This is a genomic window from Thermobifida alba (genome assembly GCF_023208015.1).
GTDB lineage: Bacteria > Actinomycetota > Actinomycetes > Streptosporangiales > Streptosporangiaceae > Thermobifida > Thermobifida alba.
On the sequence record NZ_CP051627.1, the window covers coordinates 3,174,670 to 3,195,783 of the forward strand.

A 21,114-nucleotide genomic window follows, 5' to 3' on the forward strand; every position below is an offset into this window, starting at 1 on the left:
TCGTTCCCGTGTCCGTCAGTCCGTGCCGCTGACCGTGCCGTCGCCGCCGACCGAGAACACCCGGGGGGCGGCGGAGGCCGCCGAGTGCACCACGATCCGCTCGCGTTCCGGCTCGGCCGTGTGCCGCGCGCTCCGCGCGAAGTGCAGCCGGGTGAACGCCAGCGCCTCGGCCAGTTCGGTCAGCCGTCCCTCGCGGTCGGACTTGCGGGTGTTGACCTCCAGCACGATCTGGCCCCGGTAGTCGCGGTCGGCGAGGTACTCCAGGAGTTCCGCGCAGGGCTGGTTGCCCCGGCCGGGGATCAGGTGCTCGTCGAGGTTGCCCCCGCCGACGCCGTCCGCGAGGTGCACGTGGGAGAGGCGGTCGCCGAGCCGACGCGCCATGTCCATGGCGTCCGACTGCGACATGGCGGTGTGCGAGAGGTCCAGGGTGACGTCGGGGTAGTCGCGGTCCAGCGGGTTCCAGCTGGGTGCGTAGGGGACGACCTCCCTGCCCCGCATGCGCACCTGGTACATGTTCTCGACGGCGAAGACGACGTCGGTCTCGTCCTGCATCCGCTGGATGCCCTTCTCGAAGTCCTTGGCGTACTCGCGCTGCCACTTGAAGGCAGGGTGCACCACGACGGTCGTGGCGCCCAGCGCTTCGGCCATCTCCTTGGACTTGACGAGCTTGACCCAGGGATCGCGGCCCCACACCCGCTGGGTGAAGATCAGGCACGGGGAGTGGATCGCGGTGATGGGGACCTGGTGGTAGTCCGACAGGCGGCGGAGCATGTCGACGTCCTGGCTGACCGGGTCCGAGGTGACCATGACCTCGATGCCGTCGTAGCCGAGTTTGGCGGCGATCTCGAAGGCCGCCGGGGTCTTCTCCGGGTACACCGACGCCGTCGAGAGGACGACGGGGGCGTCTGGAACCTGGATAGCGTTCACTTGAACCACCATACGTGCTGTCGTGACGAAATTCCCTGCCGCACGAGTGGCCCGTGGGGGGCGGCGCGCCGTGCTCGCCAGACCGAGGCGGGCGTCCCCGCGTCGTCGTGAGGGTCATTCCGGGGAACAAAAAGCTCACCGGGGCGATTCCCGGCCCCGACGTCTGGAGCGCTCCGTGCACCTACGAGGCGGAGAACCGCGCCGCCGCCCCCGGGGGCCGGATCGAGGAGGCGATGCGCGGGATCCGGCCCCGGACCGGGGCGCACGTCCTGGACACCGGCTGCGGTACCGGTTTCCACCTGCCGCGCTTCGCCGTCGAGGCGCGGTGGGTGACCGGGGTGGAGCCGCAGCGGCTCGCCGAGGCGGCTCGGGCGCGCGTGCGGACGCTGCCCGACGCCACCGTACACACCGGGGTGGCGCAGCGGCTTCCGGCCGCCGACGCCTCGGTGGACGTGACGCACGCGCGGTGGGCGTCCTTCTTCGGTCCCGGCTGCGAGCCGGGGCTGGTCGAAGCGGACCGGGTGATGCGGCGCGGCGGAGCGGCGTTCGTCATCGACAACGGCGCCGCCCGCAGCGCCTTCGGCGGCTGGTTCCGCCGGTCGCTGCCGTCCCACGGCCCGTCGGCGGTCGAGCGCTTCCGGAGCGGTCGCGGGTTCACCCGGCGGTCGGTGGACACGGGCCGGTGGTTCGAGAGCCGCGCGGACTTCGAGGCCGTGGCGCGCATCGAGTTCCCCCCGGGCCCGGCCCGGGGGATCGTCGACGGGCACCGGGGCCCGGAGGTCGACCACGCGGTGAACCTCTGGTGGCGGGGGTACTGACCGGGGCACGGCCACCTCCTCCGTCAGGAGCGCCACAGGAACGTGAGGGTCCCGTAGGCGCCGGTGTGCAGGACTCGTGGTGCGGTGGGGGTACGGTGTTTCCTCCGGGGGCGGAGGCTGGACTCTCCCGAATCGTGTTCTCGTCTCTATGCGACAGCGCACACCGCCGTCTGGTTCCGGTCCGCCGCCGGAAAATCGCTCCCTGTTCTCCCGCGGTCCCGCCCCGTCCGTCCCGGCTGTCCCCGGCAGGCGCTAGCGTGCAGGTATGGCGAGGGCAGCGAAGCGGACGTTCCGGTGTACCGAGTGCGGGTGGACCGCTCCGAAGTGGGTGGGCCGCTGCGGCGACTGCCAGTCGTGGGGCACCGTGGAAGAGGTCTCGGCACCGGTGGCGGGCGGGGTGACCCCGGTCCGGTCGGGGACGCCCGCGCGCCCCATCGCCGAGATCGACGTGGAGGCCGCGCAGGCGTCGCCGACCGGCCTGGCGGAGCTCGACCGGGTGCTGGGCGGCGGGGTGGTGCCCGGCGGGGTCCTGCTGCTCGCCGGCGAGCCCGGGGTGGGCAAGTCCACCCTGCTGCTGGAGGTGGCCGCGCGCTACGCCGCGCTGGGTCCGGTGCTGTACGTGACGGGCGAGGAGTCGGCGGGGCAGGTGCGGCTGCGGGCCGAGCGGGTGGGCGCGCTGGCGCCCAAGCTCTACCTGGCGGCGGAGACCTCGCTGGCCGCGCTGGCCGGGCACGTCGACGAGGTGGCGCCCCGGCTGCTGGTCGTCGACTCGGTGCAGACCATGAGCGCGCCCGACGTCCCGGGCGTCCCGGGGGGAGTCACCCAGGTGCGCGAGGTCGCCGCCGGTCTGATCCGGTTGGCCAAGGAGCGCAACATCGCCACCGTCCTGGTCGGACACGTCACCAAGGACGGCTCCATCGCGGGGCCGCGGGTGCTGGAGCACCTGGTGGACGTGGTACTGCAGTTCGAGGGGGACCGGCACTCGCAGTTGCGCATGCTGCGCGCGGTGAAGAACCGGTACGGCCCCACCGACGAGATCGGCTGCTTCGAGCTCACCGACTCCGGCATCGTGGGCCTGCCCGATCCGAGCGGCCTGTTCCTCACCCGCCGCACCGAGCCGGTCCCGGGGACCTGCGTCACGGTCACCGTCGAGGGACGGCGTCCCCTGATCGCCGAGGTGCAGGCGCTGGTGGCGCCGACCGCGCTGCCGCAGCCGCGCCGTGCCACCTCGGGGCTGGACTCGGCCCGGGTCGCGATGGTGCTGGCGGTGCTGGAGAAGCGGGTCAACCTGCGGATGGGCGCGGCCGACGTCTACACCTCCACGGTCGGCGGGGTCCGGCTGGTGGAGCCGTCGGTGGACCTGGCGCTGGCCCTGGCGCTGGCGGGGTCGCACACCGACCTGGCGCTGCCCCGGGGGATGGTCGCCATCGGCGAGGTGGGGCTGGCCGGCGACGTGCGCGTGGTCAGCGGCCTGCAGCGGCGGCTCCTGGAAGCGCAGCGGCTGGGGTTCACCACCGCGATCGTGCCCGCCGACGCCGACGATCCGGTCCAGGTGGAGGGCATCAGCACCGTGGGCGTCTCCGACCTGGGACAGGCGCTGCTCACCGCTTTCCCCGAGCTGCGCCGCTGACCGGACGGCGGTGCACGGACCGCTTCCGTCCCACCGGGGGAGCCGCTCGGCGGCTTCCGCCGCCCCACCCCACTTCGGTCACTCTGGGTGACTGATCTTTGACTTGTGCGTTTTCCGTGTTTTATGGTGATCCGCGCCACAGGTGTGGCGACCGATGAACGAGCATCCCGATCTTCTCCTGTCACCGTTCCGGCCCCTTGCTTGGGAGCGTTCCCAGGCCCCTCTGGTCCCCAACCACGCCCGTCCGGGCGTGTTCCCCCGAAAGGACACCGGCAGTGGGCAGACTGACCCCCCTGATGAGCCGGCTGCGCGCCGGCGCGGCCGCGGTCGCGCTCGGAGCGACCGCGCTCATCCCCCTGACCTCCTCCCCAGCCGCCCTCGCCGCCGGCGGCGACTGGCTGCACACCGACGGCAACAGGATCGTGGACGCCGCCGGCAACGAGGTGTGGCTCACCGGAGCCAACTGGTTCGGCTTCAACACCAGCGAGCGGGTCTTCCACGGGCTGTGGGCCGCCAACATCGAGGACGTCACCCGGGCGATGGCCGAGCGCGGCATCAACATCGTGCGCGTCCCCATCAGCACCCAGCTGCTCCTGGAGTGGCGGGACGGCCAGGAGGCGCCGAGCGGAGTCAACGAGTACGTCAACCCCGAACTGACGGGGATGAGCAACCTCGAAGTCTTCGACTACTGGCTGCAGTTGTGCGAGGAGTACGGCCTCAAGGTCATGCTCGACGTGCACAGCGCGGAGGCCGACAACTCCGGCCACTTCTACCCGGTCTGGTACAAGGGCGACATCACCTCCGAGGACTTCTACGCCGCCTGGGAGTGGGTCACCGAGCGCTACAAGAACAACGACACCATCGTCGCCGCCGACATCAAGAACGAACCCCACGGCAAGGCCGACGAGAGCCCCCGGGCCAAGTGGGACGACTCCACCGACGTCGACAACTTCAAGCACGTCTGCGAAACGGCGGGCAACCGCATCCTCGCCATCAACCCGAACATGCTCATCCTGTGCGAGGGCATCGAGATCTACCCCAAGGACGGGCAGGACTGGTCCTCCACCGACGGCCGGGACTACCACTCCACCTGGTGGGGCGGCAACCTGCGCGGTGTCGCCGACCACCCCGTCGACCTGGGCGCCCACCAGGACCAGCTGGTCTACTCGCCGCACGACTACGGGCCCGCCGTGTTCCAGCAGGACTGGTTCGAGGGCGAGTGGAACAAGCAGACCCTGACCACGGACGTCTGGCGGCCCAACTGGCTCTACATCCACGAGGACGGCACCGCGCCGCTGCTCATCGGCGAGTGGGGCGGCTTCCTCGACGGGGGCGACAACGAGAAGTGGATGGAGGCGCTGCGCTCCCTCATCATCGAGGAGCGGCTGCACCACACCTTCTGGGCGCTCAACCCCAACTCCGGCGACACCGGCGGCCTGCTCGGATACGACTGGGTGACCTGGGACGAGGAGAAGTACGCGTTCCTTGAGGCCGCGCTGTGGCAGGACGGCAACGGCCGGTTCATCGGCCTGGACCACGAGGTCCCGCTGGGCGGCGCGGGCTCCACCACCGGCCTGTCGCTGAACCAGTACTACGGCGGCGGCTCCGGCGACCCCACCGACCCGCCCACGGACCCCACCGACCCGCCCACGGATCCGACCGACCCGGCCGACCCGCCCGCGGGTGAGGTCGAGGTCCACTACCGCAACAACAGCGCCTCCGCCACCGACAGCCAGATCGCTCCCGGACTGCGGCTGGTCAACACCGGAAGCAGCACCGTCGACCTGTCCGACGTGGAGATCCGGTACTACTTCAGCAACGAGTCCGGCGGCGCCCCGCAGTACGCCTGCGACTGGGCCCAGGTGGACTGCTCCAACGTCAGCGCCTCCTTCGGTTCGCTGTCGGCCCCGGGCGCCGACACCTACCTGGCGCTCACCCTCGCCGGCAGCCTGGCGCCCGGCGCGACCACCGAGATCCAGGGCCGCATCCACGCGTCGACCTGGGCGAACTTCGACGAGAGCGACGACTACAGCCGTGGCGACAACACCGACTGGGCCGCCAATCCGGCGGTGACCGCCTTCCTCGGCGGCACGCTGGTCTGGGGTGTGCCGCCGGCCTGACACGTCCGCTGAGCCCACACGACGGGGGGGCCGTGCCGCCGCGGCCGCGGCGGCACGGCCCCCCCCCGTGTCGGTCACAGCACGGCGGCCAGGCGCTCCTCGTGCAGCCGCTCCCCCCAGGACGGCGGCAGCGGCGGGATGTCGCCCACCCGCCAGCGCAGCAGCAGGTCGGCGAGGGCCGGGTTGCGCGGCAGGGCCGGACCGTGCAGGTAGGTGCCGAGCACCTGCCCCTGGTAGGCCCCCTCGGTGACGCCGTCGTTGCCGACGCCCCGGACCGCGGTCGACAGGGGCTTGGCCGAGGGACCGATCGCGGTGCGGCCCTGATGGTTCTCGAAGCCGGTGATCCGTCCCACGCCCAGCGCCGGGTCGACGTCCGCGACGATCTCCCCGACCGCCCGGCTCGGGCCCCGGCTGCTGCGCACGTCGAGGATGCCGACGCCGGGCAGCGGGTTGGCCGCGTCGTCGCCGTAGGTCTCACCGATGATCTGGTAGCCGGCGCAGACCGCGAAGACCGCGGCTCCCCGCTCGGCCGCCTGCTTGAGTCCGCCGTCGGCGCGCAGCCGCTGCGCCGCGAGGATCTGCGGCCGGTCCTCGCCGCCGCCGAGCAGGTAGATGTCGCCCTCCGCGGGAACCGGGTCGCTGGAGTGGACGTGCACGACCTCGGTGGGGATGCCGCGCAGTTCCGCGCGGCGCCGCAGGATCAGCACGTTGCCCCGGTCTCCGTAGGTGCTGAGCAGGTCGGGGTAGATCCACACGATCCGCAGGGTGCTGCTGGTGTCACTCATGGGGTCCCCCTCTACTGGACTCGTCCGTAGGCCGCGCGGATCTGCTGGAAAGCGGTGTAGTTGGAGATCACGTCGACCTTGGTGATGTCGGGCCGCTCCGCCTTGAGGCGGGTGAGGACCTGGTCGACGCTGTCGGCGACCTCGAAGTCCACCTCGTCGGTCTCCAGGCGCAGCGCGAGGTCGGTGCGGCGCTCCCCCATCACGAACACGCGGCGCCCCCGCAGCACCGTGTAGTCCACGTCCCACAGCCAGGAGGTGTCGCGGCCGTCGGGGATCTGCGCGTTCACCGAGAGGATGACCGGCACCCGGGGCGGGTCCAGGACCGCGAACGACTCCAGCCATCCGGCGGGGTTCTTCGCCAGCAGCAGCCTGACCTCGATCCCCTGGGTGACGATCGAGGTGTAGCGTCCGGCGACCGACTCGATCTCCTGCAGGCGGGGCAGCACCTGCTCGGGACGGAGCCCGTAGGCGGCGGCCGTGGCCAGGGCGATCACTGCGTTGGACCGGTTGGCGTCCCCCGGCAGCCGCAGCTGGAGCCTGTGCTCCTTCCCCTCGGGGTCGGTGACCGTGTCGGTGGCGTTGTCCAGCGACCAGGTGGTGTGCGGCCGGCTCAGCCCGCATTCGGGGCACTCCCAGTGCGGGTCGGGGTCCCGTTTGAGGTGGCCGCCGCACTCGGGGCAGCACCACGAGTCCTCCTTCCACCGCTGACCGGCCGCCACCCAGGTCGCGTGGGGCGCGCCGAGCCCGGCCCAGGCGACCAGCGGGTCGTCGGCGTTGGCGACGACGTGCGCCTGGCTGGCGGCCAGGGCCTCCCGCCACTTCTTGGCCAGCAGGTTGATCTCGGAGGCGCGGTCCATCTGGTCGCGGCTCAGGTTCATCAGCACGACCACGACGGCGTTGGTCTCACGGAGCACCTGCGGCAGGTACTTCTCGTCGGTCTCCAGGACGCCGATGCGCGCCCTGGGGTTGTTGGACAGTGCGGTGATGTGGCCGGTCGGCATGTTCGCACCGTGCTCGTTGGTGGCGATCTCGCCGATCTCACGCAGTGCCGAGGAGATCAGTCTGGTCGTGGTGGTTTTTCCGTTGGTGGCGCTGACCAGGGCGATCCGGCGTCCGCGGGCGAGTTCGGCGAGCAGGTTCGGTTCGACCTTGAGCGCGATTCGCCCCCCGATGACCGAGCCGTCGCCGCGCCCGGTGGCCCGGGACAACGAGGCCGCGCCCCTACCCAGCGCGGCAGCGAGCTGGGCACGCAAGGGAAGTTCGCTCATTGATCCCCACAACGTTCGATGGAAGAGAGTGCACGACGCCTTCGTTGCAGGCGGTGACCCAAGCCTATTGCCCCGCCGGGGGCGTAAACCGTCACGACGCCTCGGGTCTCGCCTTCTTCATATTTCCGGAGCACCCGGTTAACACGCGCTTGTGCCCCACCGCCGCCACAACGACCGGATACAGAATTCACTCTTTCTGTCCCCATTTGCCCGACATCACGCTGTTCACGTGGTCGGGTCCCTGTCCACCGCGGACCGCTGCCGCGCACGGACGCCGGCGGCGCCCGGCTCACCCCACCGGCCGCCGCCAGTCCAGTCGCTCGGGGGGCGGGCCGATGTTGGCTTCCACCTCCGCGGCCGGGGACTCCGCCTCCGCGGCCGGGGGCTCCGCCTCCGCGGCGGTCTGCAGGGTCGCGGTGGGCAGGGCGAGGATGCCGGGATTGGCGTCGGCGACCATCGGCGCCTCCCCCGCCCCGGGGACGACCACGGCGGTGTGCGGCAGCCGCTGCAGACCGTAGACGTCGAACTTCTGGGTGCTGAGCCGGTCCGTGTGGTCGTCGGCCGACAGCGTGTCCTGTTCGGCCGCCTGACTGGTGGCCTTCCCCCAGGCCGTGGCCGCACGGATGTGCCGGACCAGGGTGAGCGGCGCGATCGACTTGGCGGCGTAGCGGACCGGAGCGGCCGCGGTGACCTGTTCGGAGGTGTCGGTGGCGTAGCTGTCGGCGGTGGTGCCGTCCAGCGCCGCACCGACGATCTCGGTGAGCGGGTGCATGCGCCCCGGTCGGACGGCGCCGAGGAAGCCCGCTGCGGCCTCGGCCGAGTCGGCGTCGGGCTGGCGCATGATGACGGGGAGGGTCCCCTCGCAACGCAGTTGGGCCAGGGCGTTCTCCCCCGCCCTCCGGTACAGCAGCACCACCCCGGTGGCCAGGCGCGCGGCCGCCTCGGTCAGGCGGCGCACCGCCCACTCCGGCAGCGCGTCGGCACCGCACAGCACGATCATGCGCGCCCACGGCCGCCCCGGTCCGTTCCGCGCGGCCCGCAGGTCCAGCAGGGTGCTGAGCGCCTCGACGGTGTAGGTGCCGTAGGCGCGTTCGGCGAACTCCCCGGCGCTGCGGTCGGTGGCGATGATCTTCACCTGGGCGTAGGGTTCCCGTTCGGCCCGGCTGCCCAGGCCCTCGAAGGGCAGCAGCGCACGCCGCAGCGCGGCGGCCCGTGCCACGGCGGCGGGGTCGTCGGCGAACACCTCGCGCAGCTTCTCGCGCTCCCCGCGGGTCAGCAGGAGCAGGGCCGGATCGCCCCGGGCGTCGTCCTCCCCCGGCAGACCGACCAGGCCGAGGGCGGCGACGACCCGCACGATCTCGGTGTCGCCGCCCAGCACCGTGAAGATCCGCTCCAGGACGGCCCGGTCGGCGTCGGCGTCCCCGCCGGACTCGACCGCCTGGGCCGTGGCGGCGAGGATCGCGGCGCGGCGCCGGGTGTTGAGGTTGGCGCCGATCTTCACCCGGGGCAGGTCCGCGGGCAGCACCCACACCCGGGGGATGAGCCCGCAGCGCTGGGTGAGCGCGACGAACTGCCCGGCGGCCGCGCGTCCCGACAGGTCCACGACGGTGAGGTCGCCGCCGTCCTTGATCAGGGCGGCCCCGAGCGTGGTGAGCAGCGCGGACCAGCCCGCCTCGGTTCCGCCCACGACGGTGACCCGGTGGACGTCCTCGGGGATCTCCACGGCGTGCCACCGGGGCTGGGCCTCGTAGACGCGTTTGCGGTGCTGCCACTCGGTGTACCGGGCGGCGTGCTCCTCCTGCCGCTCCCGGAGCTCCCGCTCCCTCCGCTCCTGCTCCGAGACCCGTCGGGTGCGTTCCCGGGCCAGCATCTCCCCCATGTCGCTGCGGCTCTGCACGAGGATGAGCAGCACCGGGAACGCCACGACCAGACAGGCCAGGCAGCCGAGGACGGCGAGCAGCAGCGGCATCACCCCGAGCATGGTCAGCAGGAGCAGGACCGTGCCGATGAGGACGAGCAGGCACAGTCCGAACAGCAGCGGCCGGTTGGTCTCCGCCTCCGACCGGAGTTTGGCCTGCTCCCACTGTTCGTCGGGGTCGACGCGCTCGTCAGGGGTGGGACGGCGCGGCGGCGGTCCCGGCGGGGGGACCAGGGTCTCGTAACGCCAGCCGAGAAAGGGCCTGCCCGGCCGTTTGCGTTCCGATCGGTCGTCGGGCACCGCTCAAACCTCCCACCGGCCACGAGGGGACAGACCGGTCAGTCCTCGGGCGATAGACACGATTGTGGCCAATTCGTGGCCCCGGTGTCACGAGTTTGCTCAAAACCTCCCGCCGACTCGGCCGCCGGGGTCAGCCCGGCGTCTCCCCGCATCCCGCACGGTAGGCCTTTCCGCTGCTGACCGCGGTGGAGCCGTCGGCCGCACCGGCCGTGACCGTCCAGGCCACCGAGGTGTCCGGGGGAAGACCGCTGACGCTGGCGTACCACTCCCCCGGGGTGTTGCCGGGGGACATGGCGGTCTGCTGGGTGCCGGAGGGCCCGGTGACGTCCAGGGTCACCGCGGTCGCCTCCCCCTGGACCCGGGCGGTGACCGCCAGCGTCCAGACGGGGGGACACTCCTCGGCGGTGACGTCCTGTGCGTGGGCGGAGAGGGCCAGCGGAGCCGTGGACGGCTCGCTGCCGTCCGCGTCGGGCTGCTCTGCCTCCGGGGTGTCGGCAGGGCCGGGGGGCGTGGGACTCGGCGCGGCGGTTCCGGTCCCGCCGGGGGAGGGGGCGTCCGCGGGAGGCGTCCCGGTTCCGGCCGTGCCCTGCGGGGCGGAGCCGCTGGGCCGGGGGGCGACGGGTTCCAGGGAGACCACGGGGGCCGCATCGACCTCGTTGCCTCCCGCCACCACCTCCGACAGCAGCGGCAGCGCGGCCCATCCGGCCACGGCCAGGGCCAGCAGTGCGGCGGCCAGCGTCACCGCCGTGGAGAGCCGCGGCCGGGAACCGGGGGAGCCGGCGGCGTCGCCGTCGCTGCGCTTCGGGAATCCGTCGGCGCGGTAGGGGCCGGCCCGGTCCGCGAACTCGGCGTGGTGGGCGACGAGTTCCGGGTCGAAGGCGTTGGCCAGCAGTTGGTCGTGCAGGAAGGCCGGTGCCGCGGCGACGGGCAGGAGGCTCAGCAGCGACGCGGGAGCCACCAGGGCGGCGCGTTCCCGCGCGCAGTTCTCGCACGTGGCCAGGTGCCGGTTGATCCGTTTGCGCCACAGCGGGCTGAGCCGGCCGTCCCAGTCCCGGAGCAGGGTGCGCAGCGCCGCGCACTCCCGTCCCCGGGCACGGGCCACCAGCAGCGCGCCGATGGAGCGTTCGAGTTGGGCGCGCGCGGTGGCCGCCACCGCGTTGGCCTGTCGAACGCTGACTCCCAGGACCGCGGCCAGTCCGGGCCCGTCGAGCTGGTGGCGCAGGGTGAGGTGGATGACCTCCCGCTCACGCGGGTTGAGCCCGCTCATGGCCTCGTGGACGAGGACGCGCGTCTCCTCCCGGTGGACACCGGCCTCGGGAGGGCCGAGGGTCTCGTCGCTCAGCTCCGCCGCCTCGTCGAGGGAGGCGTACCGGTGGCGGCTGCGGAGCACGCGGTGGCACTGGGAGCGCGCGATCGCGTACAGCCAGGGACGCAACGCGTCGGGGTTGCGCAACTGGGTGATCCGCTCACGCGCGATGAGGAAGACGTCGTGCACCGTGTCGGCGGCGGCCTCGGCGTCGTCAAGCATCCTCAGGCTGTAGTCGTAGAGGCGGTCGGCGTAGGCCCGGTACGCCGCGCTCAGCCCGTCCCGCTCGTTCTTCGCGATCGCGTGCACGATGTCTGCGTCACGCATGGCCAAGAGCCTAGCCCCGCTGTCGTTGACGGCATAGTCCCGTGCATCGGGACAGCGGCGCCGCGGTGTCGGTTTCCTCCCGGTGCTGCGGGCGGCTGCGGCCTGGGAGGTCCGCCGGAGGGGGAGGTCGGGGGTCATCGGGGCTCCTTCCCGGTGCGCCGTGGTCGCGCTCTCACCGGTAGGAGCCGCCGCCCCCGTCGGGGACAACGATTTCTTCCGCGGTGGTCCGGTGTCCCCGAAGACGCCGGTGGCGACGGGAGGTGCTCCCGTCGCCACCGGTGGACGGCCGCGTACGGCGGCCGGACGCGTCCTAGGCCTGGACCTGGAGGTCGACGACCTTCCCGGTCTCGGCGTTCACCGTGTACTCGGCGGTGAAGCCCTTGGAGGCCAGCACCCGGATCTTCCACTCGCCGTCGGCGGCGAAGAAGCGGAAGGTGCCCTCCTCACCGGTCACGACCTCTCCGACGAAGTCGTCGGAGGCGCTGAGCAGACGCACGTAGGCACTGGCGAGCGGCTGGCCGTCCCGGGTCACCGTGCCCTGGACGACCGCCTGGTTGCCCGCGTCGACGTCGGCGAGGGCCACGCCCCCGACCGGAGCTCCGCAGGTGCTCACTTGGCCTCCCCCAGTTCCACCGGAACGCCGATCAGCGAGCCGTACTCGGTCCAGGAGCCGTCGTAGTTCTTCACGTTCGGGATGCCGAGGAGCTCGTGCAGCGCGAACCACGCGATGGAGGAGCGCTCACCGATCCGGCAGTAGGCGATGATCTCCTTGTCCAGGTCGACCCCGGCCTCCTCGTACAGCTTGCGCAGCTCCTCGTCGGACTTGAAGGTGCCGTCCTCGTTGGCGACCTTGGCCCACGGGATGTTGCGCGCGGTCGGGATGTGGCCGGGGACCTGGGAGACCTCCTGCGGCAGGTGCGCGGGGGCCAGCAGCTTGCCGGTGAACTCGTCGGGGGAGCGGACGTCGACGAGGGCCTTGTTGCCGATCGCCGCGACGACCTCGTCGCGGAAGGCGCGGATGGAGGTGTCCTGCTCCTTGGCGGTGTAGGTGGTCCGCGGCCGCTGCGGGACCTCCGTGACCAGCTCGCGGGAGTCCAGCTCCCACTTCTTGCGGCCGCCGTCGAGCAGGCGCACCTTCTCGTGGCCGTAGAGCTTGAAGTACCAGTAGGCGTAGGCGGCGAACCAGTTGTTGTTGCCGCCGTAGAGCACCACGGTGTGGTCGTTGGCGATGCCGCGCTCGGACAGCAGCGCCTCGAAGCCGGCCTTGTCCACGAAGTCGCGCCGGACCGGGTCCTGGAGGTCCTTCTTCCAGTCGATCTTGATCGCGTTGCGGATGTGTCCCTTGTCGTAGGCCGAGGTGTCCTCGTCGACCTCGACGATCACGACCTCAGGGTCATCCAGGTGAGCCTCCACCCAGTCGGCGTCCACGAGGACGTCGGAGCGGCTCATGGGGAACCTCCTTGTTGTGTGTTCTACCGTTCTGGCACAGCGTGCGAATCTGCCGGGACGGAACGTCGTCGTCCGGGGCGCACTCGTGGCAGGTGCTTTCCGTCGTGTCGGAGCGGGTGCGTGGCACGGGCATCGGGACGGGGCCCCGGTCGGGGCAGTCGTCTCCGTGCGTGGCGAAGAGGGGAAGGGAGCGGCGGGGAACGGCCGCACGGCCGTGAGCGGTCTCGCTCTAACGGGCAGCGTGACAGAGCGCCGTGGCGACACGGCAGAAGTCGACGGCGCGTCGCTTCGTCAGGAGCGCATCTGTCAGGAGAGTCACGGAGACGATGTTACGTGCTCGGCATCCGATTGTCACGGGTGTCCTGTTTCACAGGACGGAAGAACAGGGCCGTTCCGTCGGGACGGAGCGGCCCTGTGCGGTCCGGTCTGCGGCGGGCTAGGCCTCGGGGGAGCCGACGATCTGCACGTCGCTGCCCACGGCGGTTGCCTGGATGCCGTTGGGCAGGAGTTCGACGCCGGTCACCTGCAGGTCGAAGGGCAGCCGGGGCAGTTTCATGGTGAGCGTGAGCATGCTCTCCACCGTGCTCACCGGCACCAGTTCCTCGCTCAGTTCGATGCCGCTCGGGATGACCGTGAGCTCGTCGCCGTTCACCTCGATCTGGAAGTCACTGGAGAGGGAGACGCTGAACCCCTGGTAGGCGAGGTCTCCGGAGATGCGGGGCGCTCCGTTCGCGGCCTCGATCACCACGCCCTCGGGCAGCCGCTTCTGCAGTTCGCTGTAGGGGAGCAGCACCGTGCCCTCGACTCCCCCGGCCACCACGCTGGGCTCCGTCAGCAGGTCGGCGAAGGGGGCGCTGACCTCGGTCAGCGTCACGTCGACCCGGTCGACCTGCACCTCCTCGATGGTCATCGCGCCGGTGACCACGTGGATCTCCTGGTACTCCCCGCCGATGGCCTGGTTGAGGAACGGAAAGCCCCCGATGGTGACCTCCGGTTCGGCTGCCATCTCGTACTGCTGGGAGATCCGCTTGGCGATCTCGCTCTCCGCCGCGTAGTGCGCCCCCCTGTCGGCGGCTGCCAGCAGAACCAGCAGGAAAATCAGGAGGACGAGGAACTTTCTCATCGGGCTTCCAGCACACTCCGTAGATTCGGCGAGCCGCGCCGCGCTTCGAGCGCACCGGACGCGGGTATCGCTAGGAGATTACTGCAATCGTCCGATTGGCCTCAGTCTGCGGTGGAGTATCCCAGTGAACTTTGAGGAACCCCACAGGACCGGGGCCTGGACGCCGCGTCCGGGCCGCCTCACCGCGGCATCAGCATGTCGGGCAGGCTGTCCGCGGCCGCCGCCCCGGACAGGGAGAGTTCGATGACGTTGGTGGCCACGATGTGCCGGGCGGAGCGCCGTACGAAGTCGATCACGTGCGGCTGCTGTTCGTGCTCCTCGTAGGCCAGCCGGTCGCGGTAGATGGCGTAGACGATGCGCTGCTGCGGGGAGCTGGGCACGGTGTGGCAGGCGTACAGGAGGGTGTCGGGCTCCTGCCGGGCGACCTCGTCGACCGCCTCGTCCACGCAGTCGTCGAAGAGGTCCTCGTGGCCCTCCTTGACCGTGTAGATGGTGATGACGCCCTGGAGCCGGGAGGCTCTGGGACGCGGTTCGGGTTCCGGGTCGTCGAAGTCGTCGGGGGCGGCCCTGCGCCGTCTGCCCCGCACCGGAGCCTCGTCGAAGTCGTCGTGGTCGGCCCTGCGTCGCCTGCGCCGCACCGGTTCCTCCTCTTCTTCCTCGTCGAGCTCGTCGAGATCATCGAGGTCGTCGAGGTCGTCCTCGAAGAAGTCGTCCTCGTCGCGGTTCCCGCCCCGACGACGCCCGCCGCGTCGCGGCGGCGCGCCCGCCCGGAGCACCGCGCCCCACAGCGCGGCCACCGCGCCGAGCATCATGAGCTGGCCGAGGATTCCCAGGCCGAACCTGCTGACCAGGATCTCCAGCAGCGCCGCCAGCGCCACCAGTCCCAGGACGCCCAGTTCGCGCTGCCCCCGTTCCGGGGCCCCAGACAGGCGCCGCGCCGCCGCGACCGCTGCGGCGACCAGTGCCGCCAGGACGAACAGGTGCACGAGGGCCAGGACGGCCATCGGGACGACGTCGTAGTGCTCGGAGGCGGCCGGATAGCCGGTGTCGTAGCGGCCGCGCAGCCGGTCCATGGTGAGGACCACCAGCGGGACGATGGTCAGCGTGGTGACCACCAGGCGGGTTCCGAAGCGCCCTCTCGGCGACTCCACCGCGTACTCGACGGCGCCCCAGCCCAGGAACAGCGGCCCCAGCAGGCCGATGCCGATCTGGAGCAGCCGGAAGGTCGCGTTGGAGAAGTCCAGCAGTGCCGCGGGGAAGGCCGCGCTGAGCGCGATCGCGGTCGCTGTCGCGGCCACCACCCAGGCGGTGACGGCGATGCCCGGGCGCCGGTACGCGCGCACGCTGAGCGCCGCGGTGGCACTCCAGGCCACCAGGGCGCAGACGAATGCAAGTCCTACCTCGACCATCTCGACAATGATGCTGCACTTTCCGGACGGAACGCGCATTCGCTCCCGGAACAAACCAACCCAGGAACGGGGTCATTCTGGCATATCGGTCATTTTTGACAGGTATGTGTGACTTACCTCACTAGCCCTGGCTTCGTACTCCCTGCACGTGACCCACACGGCATCCCGGGCCGTAGGCTCGGTTCCATGTGGAGCCGTCTCCGAGACCGTGGCCACGGCCGTACCGCACCCACCGGAGCGGCCTCCGCCACGGCAGCCACCAGCCTCTCCCCCCGCACGCTGGACGTGCACGCCCCCGACGGGCGCACCGACCCCCGCAGCACCGCCGCCTTCTTCGACGTGGACAACACACTCATGCGCGGCGCGTCGATCTACCACTTCGCCCGCGGCCTGGCCGCGCGCAACCTGTTCACCACCCGCGACCTCCTCCGCTTCGGCTGGGGGCAGCTGGTCTTCCGGATCAGCGGCTCGGAGCGCCGCCACCACATCAACGCCGCACGCGAGGCGGCCCTGGCGTTCGTGGCCGGACACAAGGTCGCCGACCTGGTCTCCCTGTGCGAGGAGATCTACGACGAGACCATGGCCGACCGGATCTGGGAGGGGGCCCGGCGACTGGTGCACCGCCACCTCGACTCCGGACAGCGGGTCTGGCTGGTCACCGCGACCCCGGTGGAACTCGCCGACATCATCAAACGCCGTCTCGGACTCACCGGCGCGCTGGGCACGGTCGCCGAATCCGTGGACGGGGTGTACACCGGGCGCCTGGTGGGCGACCTGCTGCACGGCCCCGCCAAGGCCGAGGCGGTCCGCGCACTCGCCGAACTGGAGGGGCTCGACCTCGCCCGCTGCACCGCCTACAGCGACTCCTACAACGACCTGCCGCTGCTGTCCCTGGTGGGCCACCCCAACGCGGTCAACCCCGACGACAACCTGCAACGGCACGCCCACGCGCACGGCTGGCCGGTCCACGACTTCCGCAGGCACCGCACCGCACTGACCGTCGGGCTGCCCTCCGCCATGATCGGCGCGGTGGCGGGCGGCGCCCTGGTGGGGCTGCTCCGGCGCCGCAGGCACGGCTGAGCGGAGAACCGCGGCAGCGGCCCGTCCCGGCGCCGTTCTCGGGACTCGGCGCTCAGGCGCTGCGCAGGGGGCGACGCCGTCGGCGCGCCCGGGAGACCGCACGCGGCGCGTATCCGGCCACGTAGCTGTCGAAGGCCTCCTGGGAGGTGTAGGTCGGCGCCCAGTCGAGCACCCGCTGCACCTCGTTGCAGTCCAGCAGCCGGGACGCCCCCCACTGCCGCAGCAGTTCCGGGGAGTAGCCGGCCCTTCCGCGGCCGACCAGGCTGCCGAGCACCCGCAGCCCCGGCGCGGGCACCGGCAGCACCACGGACCGCCCGGCCCGGCGCAGGCAGTGCGACAGCGGGACCGCCCCGGGGGCGGCCACGTCGAAGACGCCGTCCCGGTCGACGAGCGCCATCCGCCGGATGACCTCGACCCCGTCGTCCTCGTGGAGGAACTGCATCCGGGGGTCGTGACCGCGGAGCACCGGCACCAGCCGCCGTCCCAGGTACCGGGTCAACGGGGAGTCCACCGACGGCCCCACGAGATCGGCGAAGCGCAGCACGGCGATGGACAGGTCGGGCCGGCGGCGGGCGAGGCCGCGCACGTAGCGCTCCGCCTTGGCGGCCTCGGCGGCCTCCCTCAGGTGGGCCCGCGCCGCCTTCCGTTCCCGGGCCCCGGCCGCCTCCCGGGCCGCCTGCCCCGCCTCGTGGGCGCAGTCGCGGACCGCGGTCGTGGAACGCACGACGAGCCTGCGCACGGTATCGGACCGCTGGCAGGCCGTCAGCACCTGCATGGTGCCCAGGACGCTGTTCCCCGCGCCCCGCCCCCGGCCGCCCGCCGCCGGCGCGACGGTCAACCGGAGATGCAGGACGGTGTCGGCTCCCGAGTCCTGGACGGCCGCGGCGACGCTGTCGTCGTGCAGTCCGACCCGGACGAACTCGGCCCGCCCCAGTGAGTGCTCGGGCGTCACCGAATCGACGCCGACGACCCGTTCGACCTCGGGATGGTCCTGCAGAGCCGCGGCGACCCGGGCCCCCAGATAACCGGAGACCCCGGTGACAAGCACGACGCGGGCCATATCGACACTCCTTCGACGGGCTGGGATGGCGGCGGAGAGACTCTCCTCCGCATCGCCCACCCCCACCACGCCCTTCCGGGACGGTCGGATGCGCACGACGTCCGCGGAGAGGCGGGCCTACTTCTTGTTACGGCGTGCGATACGGGTCTTCTTCAGCAGTTTGCGGTGCTTCTTCTTGGCCATGCGCTTGCGGCGCTTCTTGACGACCGAACCCACGGGATCACCTCGGTTTCACGGAACAGCGAAGACAGGGCGGCGCGACGCGGGACAGGGGACCGGTCCGCCGTCCGGGCGGGTGCGGCGGCACGTGACGTGCGGCCTGACACCGGGTGAGCCGCCCCGACCGAGGCGGTGCACAAAAAGCTAGCGTACCCTCTCCCCCCGCGGAACGAACGCGGCGACGTCACGCGCGGTGCCGCCGCACCGTTCAGGCTCCCGGCACCGAGGAGCTGCCGGGGTACAGGGAGGCGGCCGGTTCCGCGTAGGAGACGGCGACGAGCTGCTCCTCCTCGAAGGTCAGCGAGGTGACGCTGGCCAGGTTGCACTGGCGCCGGTCCGGCCGGTGCCACAGGCGCTGCCGTTCGGCGGCGCGCCGGGTGATCCAGATCGGAAGCTGGTGGCTGACGCACACGGCCTCCCGCCCCCACGCCTCCTTGCGCACGTGGCGGATCACCTCGCTCATGCGCCGCACGATCGCGCGGTACGGCTCGCCCCAGGAGGGCATGAACGGGTTGTACAGCTTGCTCCAGGTGCGCGGGTCGGCGATCGAGCGGGAGGTGAAGGGCCGGCCCTGGAAGTGGTTGGCCGCCTCCACCAGCCGCTCGTCCAGGTTGATCTGGAGGCCGAAGCCGGCGGCGACCGGTTCCGCGGTCTCCTGCGCCCGCTCCAGCGGCGAGGAGTACAGCACCGCGATGTCGCGTCCGGAGAACCACTCCGCCGCGAGTTCGGCCATCCGGCGTCCCCGCTCGCTGAGGTGGAAGTCGGGCAGCCGCCCGTAGAGGATGCCCTCGGGGTTGTGCACCTCGCCGTGTCGCAGCAGGTGGATGACGGTGGTCGTGGACATGGCGCCGGACCGCTTCCTTCTCGCTCGTTCCTGGCCCGGTCCGCACCGTGACGGAACCGGGGCGGAGGTGGACCGTCCGCGTGCCCCCACCGTATCGGCCGCCCTCTGCAGGGCCCCCTGCCACGGCCCGCGCCGTGGGACGGCGGCGCGACTCGCGGCGCCGCCCGGTGGAGAGGCGCCGTACCTGGCGGGGCCGCACCGGAACCGCCGCCACCCCCGGGTGAAGGGTACCCCCGCCGCGCCTCGGCGGCACCGCGGCACGACGGCCCCGGCGGCCTGCGCCGGCGCGCCACGCGCCCACCGGTCCGTGCCCGGCGGTCGCGTGGCGCGCTCCTCCCCGGGCAGGATCGGGCGCCGCTCCGTCACGAACGGGCTCTGCACCGGCAGGCCGGGAGCGTCCGTGTCGCCGCGGCGGTCCCGGAAGCGGAGTCCCTGCGGGCCGCCGCGGCGTGGTCGCCGGCGGTCTAGGCCGCCTGGGCGGCCGCCTTGGCCGCGGCGGGCAGGGCGGAGACGACCCGGTCCAGCGCGGCGTCGTCGTGCGCGGCCGAGAAGAACCACGCCTCGAACGCCGCGGGCGGCAGGTAGACGCCCTGCTCCAGCATCGCGGTGAAGAACGCCGCGAACTGCGCGGTGTTCTGCGCGCGGGCGCCGTCGAAGTCGACGACCTCGGCGTCGGTGAAGAAGACCGTGAACAGGTTGCCGCCGTGTTGGATGCGGTGCGGCACCCCCTCGGCGGTCAGCGCCTCGCTCACGGCCGCGGAGACCCGCGCGGCGGCGGCGTCGATGTGCGCGTAGACCTCCGGCGTGGCGTTGCGCAGCGTGGCCAGCCCGGCGGCGGTGGCCAGCGGGTTGCCCGACAGCGTGCCCGCCTGGTAGACGGGGCCGCTGGGGCTGAGCTGGTCCATGATGTCGGCCCGGCCGCCGAACGCGGCCGCGGGCAGCCCGCCGCCCATGACCTTGCCGAAGGTCATCAGGTCGGGGGTGACGCCCTCCAGACCGAACCAGCCCGACGGGCTCACCCGGAAACCGGTGAGGACCTCGTCGAGGATGAGCAGCGCGCCGTGCCGCGCGGTGATCTCGCGCAGCGCGGCGTTGAACCCGTCCCGCGGCGGTACCACGCCCATGTTGGCGGGGCAGGCTTCGGCGATGACGCAGGCGATCTCGTCCCCGGACTCGGCGAAGGCCGCCTCGACGGCGGCGATGTCGTTGTAGGGCAGCACGATCGTGTCGGCGGCGCTGGCCCCGGTGACTCCCGGCGAGTTGGGCAGGGCGAACGTGGCCACCCCCGATCCGGCGGCGGCCAGCAGCGCGTCTACGTGACCGTGGTAGTTGCCCGCGAACTTGACCACCTTGGCGCGGCCGGTGGCGCCGCGGGCCAGCCGGATCGCGGACATGGTGGCCTCGGTGCCGGAGTTGACCAGCCGCACCTTCTCCACCGGGGTGCGCGCCACGATCTCCTCGGCCAGCTCCACCTCGGCGGCGGTCGGCGCACCGTAGGAGGTCCCCCGGGAGGCCGTCTGGGCCAGTGCCTCGACGACGGCCGGGTGCGCGTGTCCCAGGATCAGCGGCCCCCACGAGCAGATGAGGTCCACGTAGGTGTTCCCGTCGGCGTCGGTGAGGTAGGCGCCCTTGCCCGACACCATGAACGGAGGTGTGCCGCCGACCGCCTGGAACGCCCGGACCGGGGAGTTCACCCCGCCGGGGATCACGGCTCGGGCACGTTCGAACAGCTCATGCGATGTCTGATGAGTAGCCACCCCTTCAGTCTGTCAGCCGTCGGCCCGCTCCTGTTCCCGGGCCGCGGTCCGATGGCGCCGCCCGGTTCGCCGGACGCGGTGAACCGGTGGGTAACTTGGGGCGCGTCCGCGCTTCCCGGGCTTCCTCCGCACGGGGCCCGGCCGCCCACACCGACGACCACGGAAGGGACCGCGATGTCCGAGACCTTCACCACCGCCGACCTGATCGACGCCCACGGCGACGAACTCGCCAGCTGTGAGACCCAGTTCCGTCAGTTCGGCGGAGTCCGGACCTTCTTCGGCCGGATCCGGACCGTCAAGTGCCACGAGGACAACGCCCTGGTCAAGGAAGTCCTCAACCAGCCCGGGGAGGGCCGGGTCCTGGTGGTGGACGGCGGCGGCTCGCTGCGGTCGGCGCTGATGGGCGACATGATCGCCGGGGCCGCGGAACGCAACGGCTGGGCGGGCGTGGTGATCAACGGCGCGGTGCGCGACGTCGCCGAGCTGGCCGCGCTGTCGCTGGGGGTCAAGGCGCTGGGCTCCAACCCCCGCAAGTCCGCCAAGGCGGGCGCGGGAGTGGTGGACGGTCCGGTCGCCTTCGGCCAGGTGGTGTTCACCCCGGGCGCCTGGCTGTACAGCGACGAGGACGGGATCGTGGTGAGCGGGCGGGAACTGCCGCTGGGCTGAAGCGGCTCCCGGGGCGGGCGGCGGCTGTTTCCGCAACGGTGCGCCGTTGTGGAAACAGCCGCCGCCCCTCCCTGACGGGCACCGGCTGGCGCCGGTGGAGGCCGCGTC

The 21,114-nt window shown here is 72.1% G+C and carries 19 protein-coding genes; 5 read left to right on the forward strand and 14 right to left on the reverse strand.

Annotated features, from left to right (window positions below; translation table 11 throughout):
- Positions 1-15: 15 nt before the first annotated feature.
- The gene (locus FOF52_RS14055; RefSeq protein ID WP_248590407.1) at positions 16-927 is read right to left on the reverse strand and encodes a sugar phosphate isomerase/epimerase family protein; all 912 of its coding nucleotides are present in this window, start codon (positions 925-927) and stop codon (positions 16-18) included.
- A gap of 233 nt (positions 928-1,160) precedes the next feature.
- On the opposite strand from FOF52_RS14055, the gene FOF52_RS14060 reads away from it, so the two are divergent.
- The 3 genes from FOF52_RS14060 to FOF52_RS14070 all read left to right on the forward strand — a co-directional run bounded on the left by FOF52_RS14060 (position 1,161) and on the right by FOF52_RS14070 (position 5,495).
- Positions 1,161-1,745: a class I SAM-dependent methyltransferase gene (locus FOF52_RS14060; RefSeq protein ID WP_248593871.1), complete on the forward strand. Its 585-nt coding sequence runs from the start codon at positions 1,161-1,163 to the stop codon at positions 1,743-1,745.
- 265 nt (positions 1,746-2,010) lie between these two features.
- Positions 2,011-3,375 carry a DNA repair protein RadA gene (gene radA / locus FOF52_RS14065; RefSeq protein WP_248590408.1) on the forward strand — a complete coding sequence of 455 codons (1,365 nt, stop codon included), beginning with the start codon at positions 2,011-2,013 and terminating at the stop codon, positions 3,373-3,375.
- Positions 3,376-3,650: 275 nt separating this feature from the next.
- Complete coding sequence (locus FOF52_RS14070) at positions 3,651-5,495, forward strand: cellulase family glycosylhydrolase (RefSeq protein ID WP_248590409.1); 1,845 nt, start codon at positions 3,651-3,653, stop codon at positions 5,493-5,495.
- A 74-nt stretch (positions 5,496-5,569) separates the two neighbouring features.
- Here the strand turns inward: FOF52_RS14070 and FOF52_RS14075 are convergent, their stop codons facing one another.
- The 9 genes from FOF52_RS14075 to FOF52_RS14110 all read right to left on the reverse strand — a co-directional run bounded on the left by FOF52_RS14075 (position 5,570) and on the right by FOF52_RS14110 (position 15,380).
- Positions 5,570-6,280, reverse strand: coding sequence for a type 1 glutamine amidotransferase (locus FOF52_RS14075; RefSeq protein WP_248590410.1), 711 nt, complete (start codon positions 6,278-6,280; stop codon positions 5,570-5,572).
- Positions 6,281-6,291: 11 nt separating this feature from the next.
- The gene (locus tag FOF52_RS14080) at positions 6,292-7,548 is read right to left on the reverse strand and encodes a MurT ligase domain-containing protein (protein ID WP_248590411.1); all 1,257 of its coding nucleotides are present in this window, start codon (positions 7,546-7,548) and stop codon (positions 6,292-6,294) included.
- A gap of 289 nt (positions 7,549-7,837) precedes the next feature.
- The gene (locus tag FOF52_RS14085) at positions 7,838-9,766 is read right to left on the reverse strand and encodes a hypothetical protein (RefSeq protein WP_248590412.1); all 1,929 of its coding nucleotides are present in this window, start codon (positions 9,764-9,766) and stop codon (positions 7,838-7,840) included.
- A 130-nt stretch (positions 9,767-9,896) separates the two neighbouring features.
- Entirely contained in the window at positions 9,897-11,399 is a 1,503-nt protein-coding gene (locus FOF52_RS14090; RefSeq protein ID WP_248590413.1) for a sigma-70 family RNA polymerase sigma factor, read from the reverse strand.
- A 310-nt stretch (positions 11,400-11,709) separates the two neighbouring features.
- Positions 11,710-12,012, reverse strand: coding sequence for a DUF1416 domain-containing protein (locus tag FOF52_RS14095; RefSeq protein ID WP_248590414.1), 303 nt, complete (start codon positions 12,010-12,012; stop codon positions 11,710-11,712).
- Positions 12,009-12,848 (reverse strand): sulfurtransferase, encoded by an 840-nt coding sequence (locus FOF52_RS14100; protein ID WP_248590415.1) that lies wholly within the window; start codon positions 12,846-12,848, stop codon positions 12,009-12,011. The genes FOF52_RS14095 and FOF52_RS14100 overlap by 4 nt, the downstream gene beginning before the upstream one ends.
- Before the next feature lie 229 nt (positions 12,849-13,077).
- The gene (locus FOF52_RS22175; RefSeq protein WP_425265492.1) at positions 13,078-13,203 is read right to left on the reverse strand and encodes a putative leader peptide; all 126 of its coding nucleotides are present in this window, start codon (positions 13,201-13,203) and stop codon (positions 13,078-13,080) included.
- An 81-nt stretch (positions 13,204-13,284) separates the two neighbouring features.
- Positions 13,285-13,971 (reverse strand): LmeA family phospholipid-binding protein, encoded by a 687-nt coding sequence (locus FOF52_RS14105; RefSeq protein WP_248590416.1) that lies wholly within the window; start codon positions 13,969-13,971, stop codon positions 13,285-13,287.
- Positions 13,972-14,150: 179 nt separating this feature from the next.
- Complete coding sequence (locus FOF52_RS14110) at positions 14,151-15,380, reverse strand: putative quinol monooxygenase (protein WP_248590417.1); 1,230 nt, start codon at positions 15,378-15,380, stop codon at positions 14,151-14,153.
- A gap of 186 nt (positions 15,381-15,566) precedes the next feature.
- On the opposite strand from FOF52_RS14110, the gene FOF52_RS14115 reads away from it, so the two are divergent.
- Positions 15,567-16,460: an HAD family hydrolase gene (locus tag FOF52_RS14115; RefSeq protein WP_282573486.1), complete on the forward strand. Its 894-nt coding sequence runs from the start codon at positions 15,567-15,569 to the stop codon at positions 16,458-16,460.
- A 52-nt stretch (positions 16,461-16,512) separates the two neighbouring features.
- On the opposite strand, the gene FOF52_RS14120 is transcribed toward FOF52_RS14115, so the two are convergent.
- The 4 genes from FOF52_RS14120 to hemL all read right to left on the reverse strand — a co-directional run bounded on the left by FOF52_RS14120 (position 16,513) and on the right by hemL (position 20,340).
- A complete protein-coding gene (locus FOF52_RS14120; protein ID WP_248590418.1) occupies positions 16,513-17,520 on the reverse strand; it encodes an NAD-dependent epimerase/dehydratase family protein in 1,008 nt (335 codons plus the stop codon).
- 117 nt (positions 17,521-17,637) lie between these two features.
- On the reverse strand, positions 17,638-17,736 hold the full coding sequence (locus FOF52_RS14125; RefSeq protein WP_011293147.1) for a 30S ribosomal protein bS22: 99 nt from the start codon (positions 17,734-17,736) through the stop codon (positions 17,638-17,640).
- Positions 17,737-17,947: 211 nt separating this feature from the next.
- Positions 17,948-18,583, reverse strand: coding sequence for a histidine phosphatase family protein (locus tag FOF52_RS14130; RefSeq protein WP_248590419.1), 636 nt, complete (start codon positions 18,581-18,583; stop codon positions 17,948-17,950).
- Between the two features lie 464 nt (positions 18,584-19,047).
- A complete protein-coding gene (gene hemL, locus FOF52_RS14135) occupies positions 19,048-20,340 on the reverse strand; it encodes a glutamate-1-semialdehyde 2,1-aminomutase (RefSeq protein WP_248590420.1) in 1,293 nt (430 codons plus the stop codon).
- Between the two features lie 174 nt (positions 20,341-20,514).
- On the opposite strand from hemL, the gene rraA reads away from it, so the two are divergent.
- Positions 20,515-21,006, forward strand: a complete 492-nt coding sequence (gene rraA, locus FOF52_RS14140; RefSeq protein WP_248590421.1) for a ribonuclease E activity regulator RraA — start codon at positions 20,515-20,517, stop codon at positions 21,004-21,006.
- Positions 21,007-21,114: the final 108 nt, after the last annotated feature.

Coding starts and splice junctions, on each gene's coding strand:
- FOF52_RS14060 (WP_248593871.1), top strand. CDS start 1,161: ATGCGCGGGATCCGGCCCCGGACCGGGGCGCACGTCCTGGACACCGGC.
- radA (WP_248590408.1), top strand. CDS start 2,011: ATGGCGAGGGCAGCGAAGCGGACGTTCCGGTGTACCGAGTGCGGGTGG.
- FOF52_RS14075 (WP_248590410.1), bottom strand. CDS start 6,280: ATGAGTGACACCAGCAGCACCCTGCGGATCGTGTGGATCTACCCCGAC.
- FOF52_RS14080 (WP_248590411.1), bottom strand. CDS start 7,548: ATGAGCGAACTTCCCTTGCGTGCCCAGCTCGCTGCCGCGCTGGGTAGG.
- FOF52_RS14090 (WP_248590413.1), bottom strand. CDS start 11,399: ATGCGTGACGCAGACATCGTGCACGCGATCGCGAAGAACGAGCGGGAC.
- FOF52_RS14100 (WP_248590415.1), bottom strand. CDS start 12,848: ATGAGCCGCTCCGACGTCCTCGTGGACGCCGACTGGGTGGAGGCTCAC.
- FOF52_RS14105 (WP_248590416.1), bottom strand. CDS start 13,971: ATGAGAAAGTTCCTCGTCCTCCTGATTTTCCTGCTGGTTCTGCTGGCA.
- FOF52_RS14110 (WP_248590417.1), bottom strand. CDS start 15,380: ATGGTCGAGGTAGGACTTGCATTCGTCTGCGCCCTGGTGGCCTGGAGT.
- FOF52_RS14115 (WP_282573486.1), top strand. CDS start 15,567: ATGTGGAGCCGTCTCCGAGACCGTGGCCACGGCCGTACCGCACCCACC.
- FOF52_RS14120 (WP_248590418.1), bottom strand. CDS start 17,520: ATGGCCCGCGTCGTGCTTGTCACCGGGGTCTCCGGTTATCTGGGGGCC.
- FOF52_RS14130 (WP_248590419.1), bottom strand. CDS start 18,583: ATGTCCACGACCACCGTCATCCACCTGCTGCGACACGGCGAGGTGCAC.
- rraA (WP_248590421.1), top strand. CDS start 20,515: ATGTCCGAGACCTTCACCACCGCCGACCTGATCGACGCCCACGGCGAC.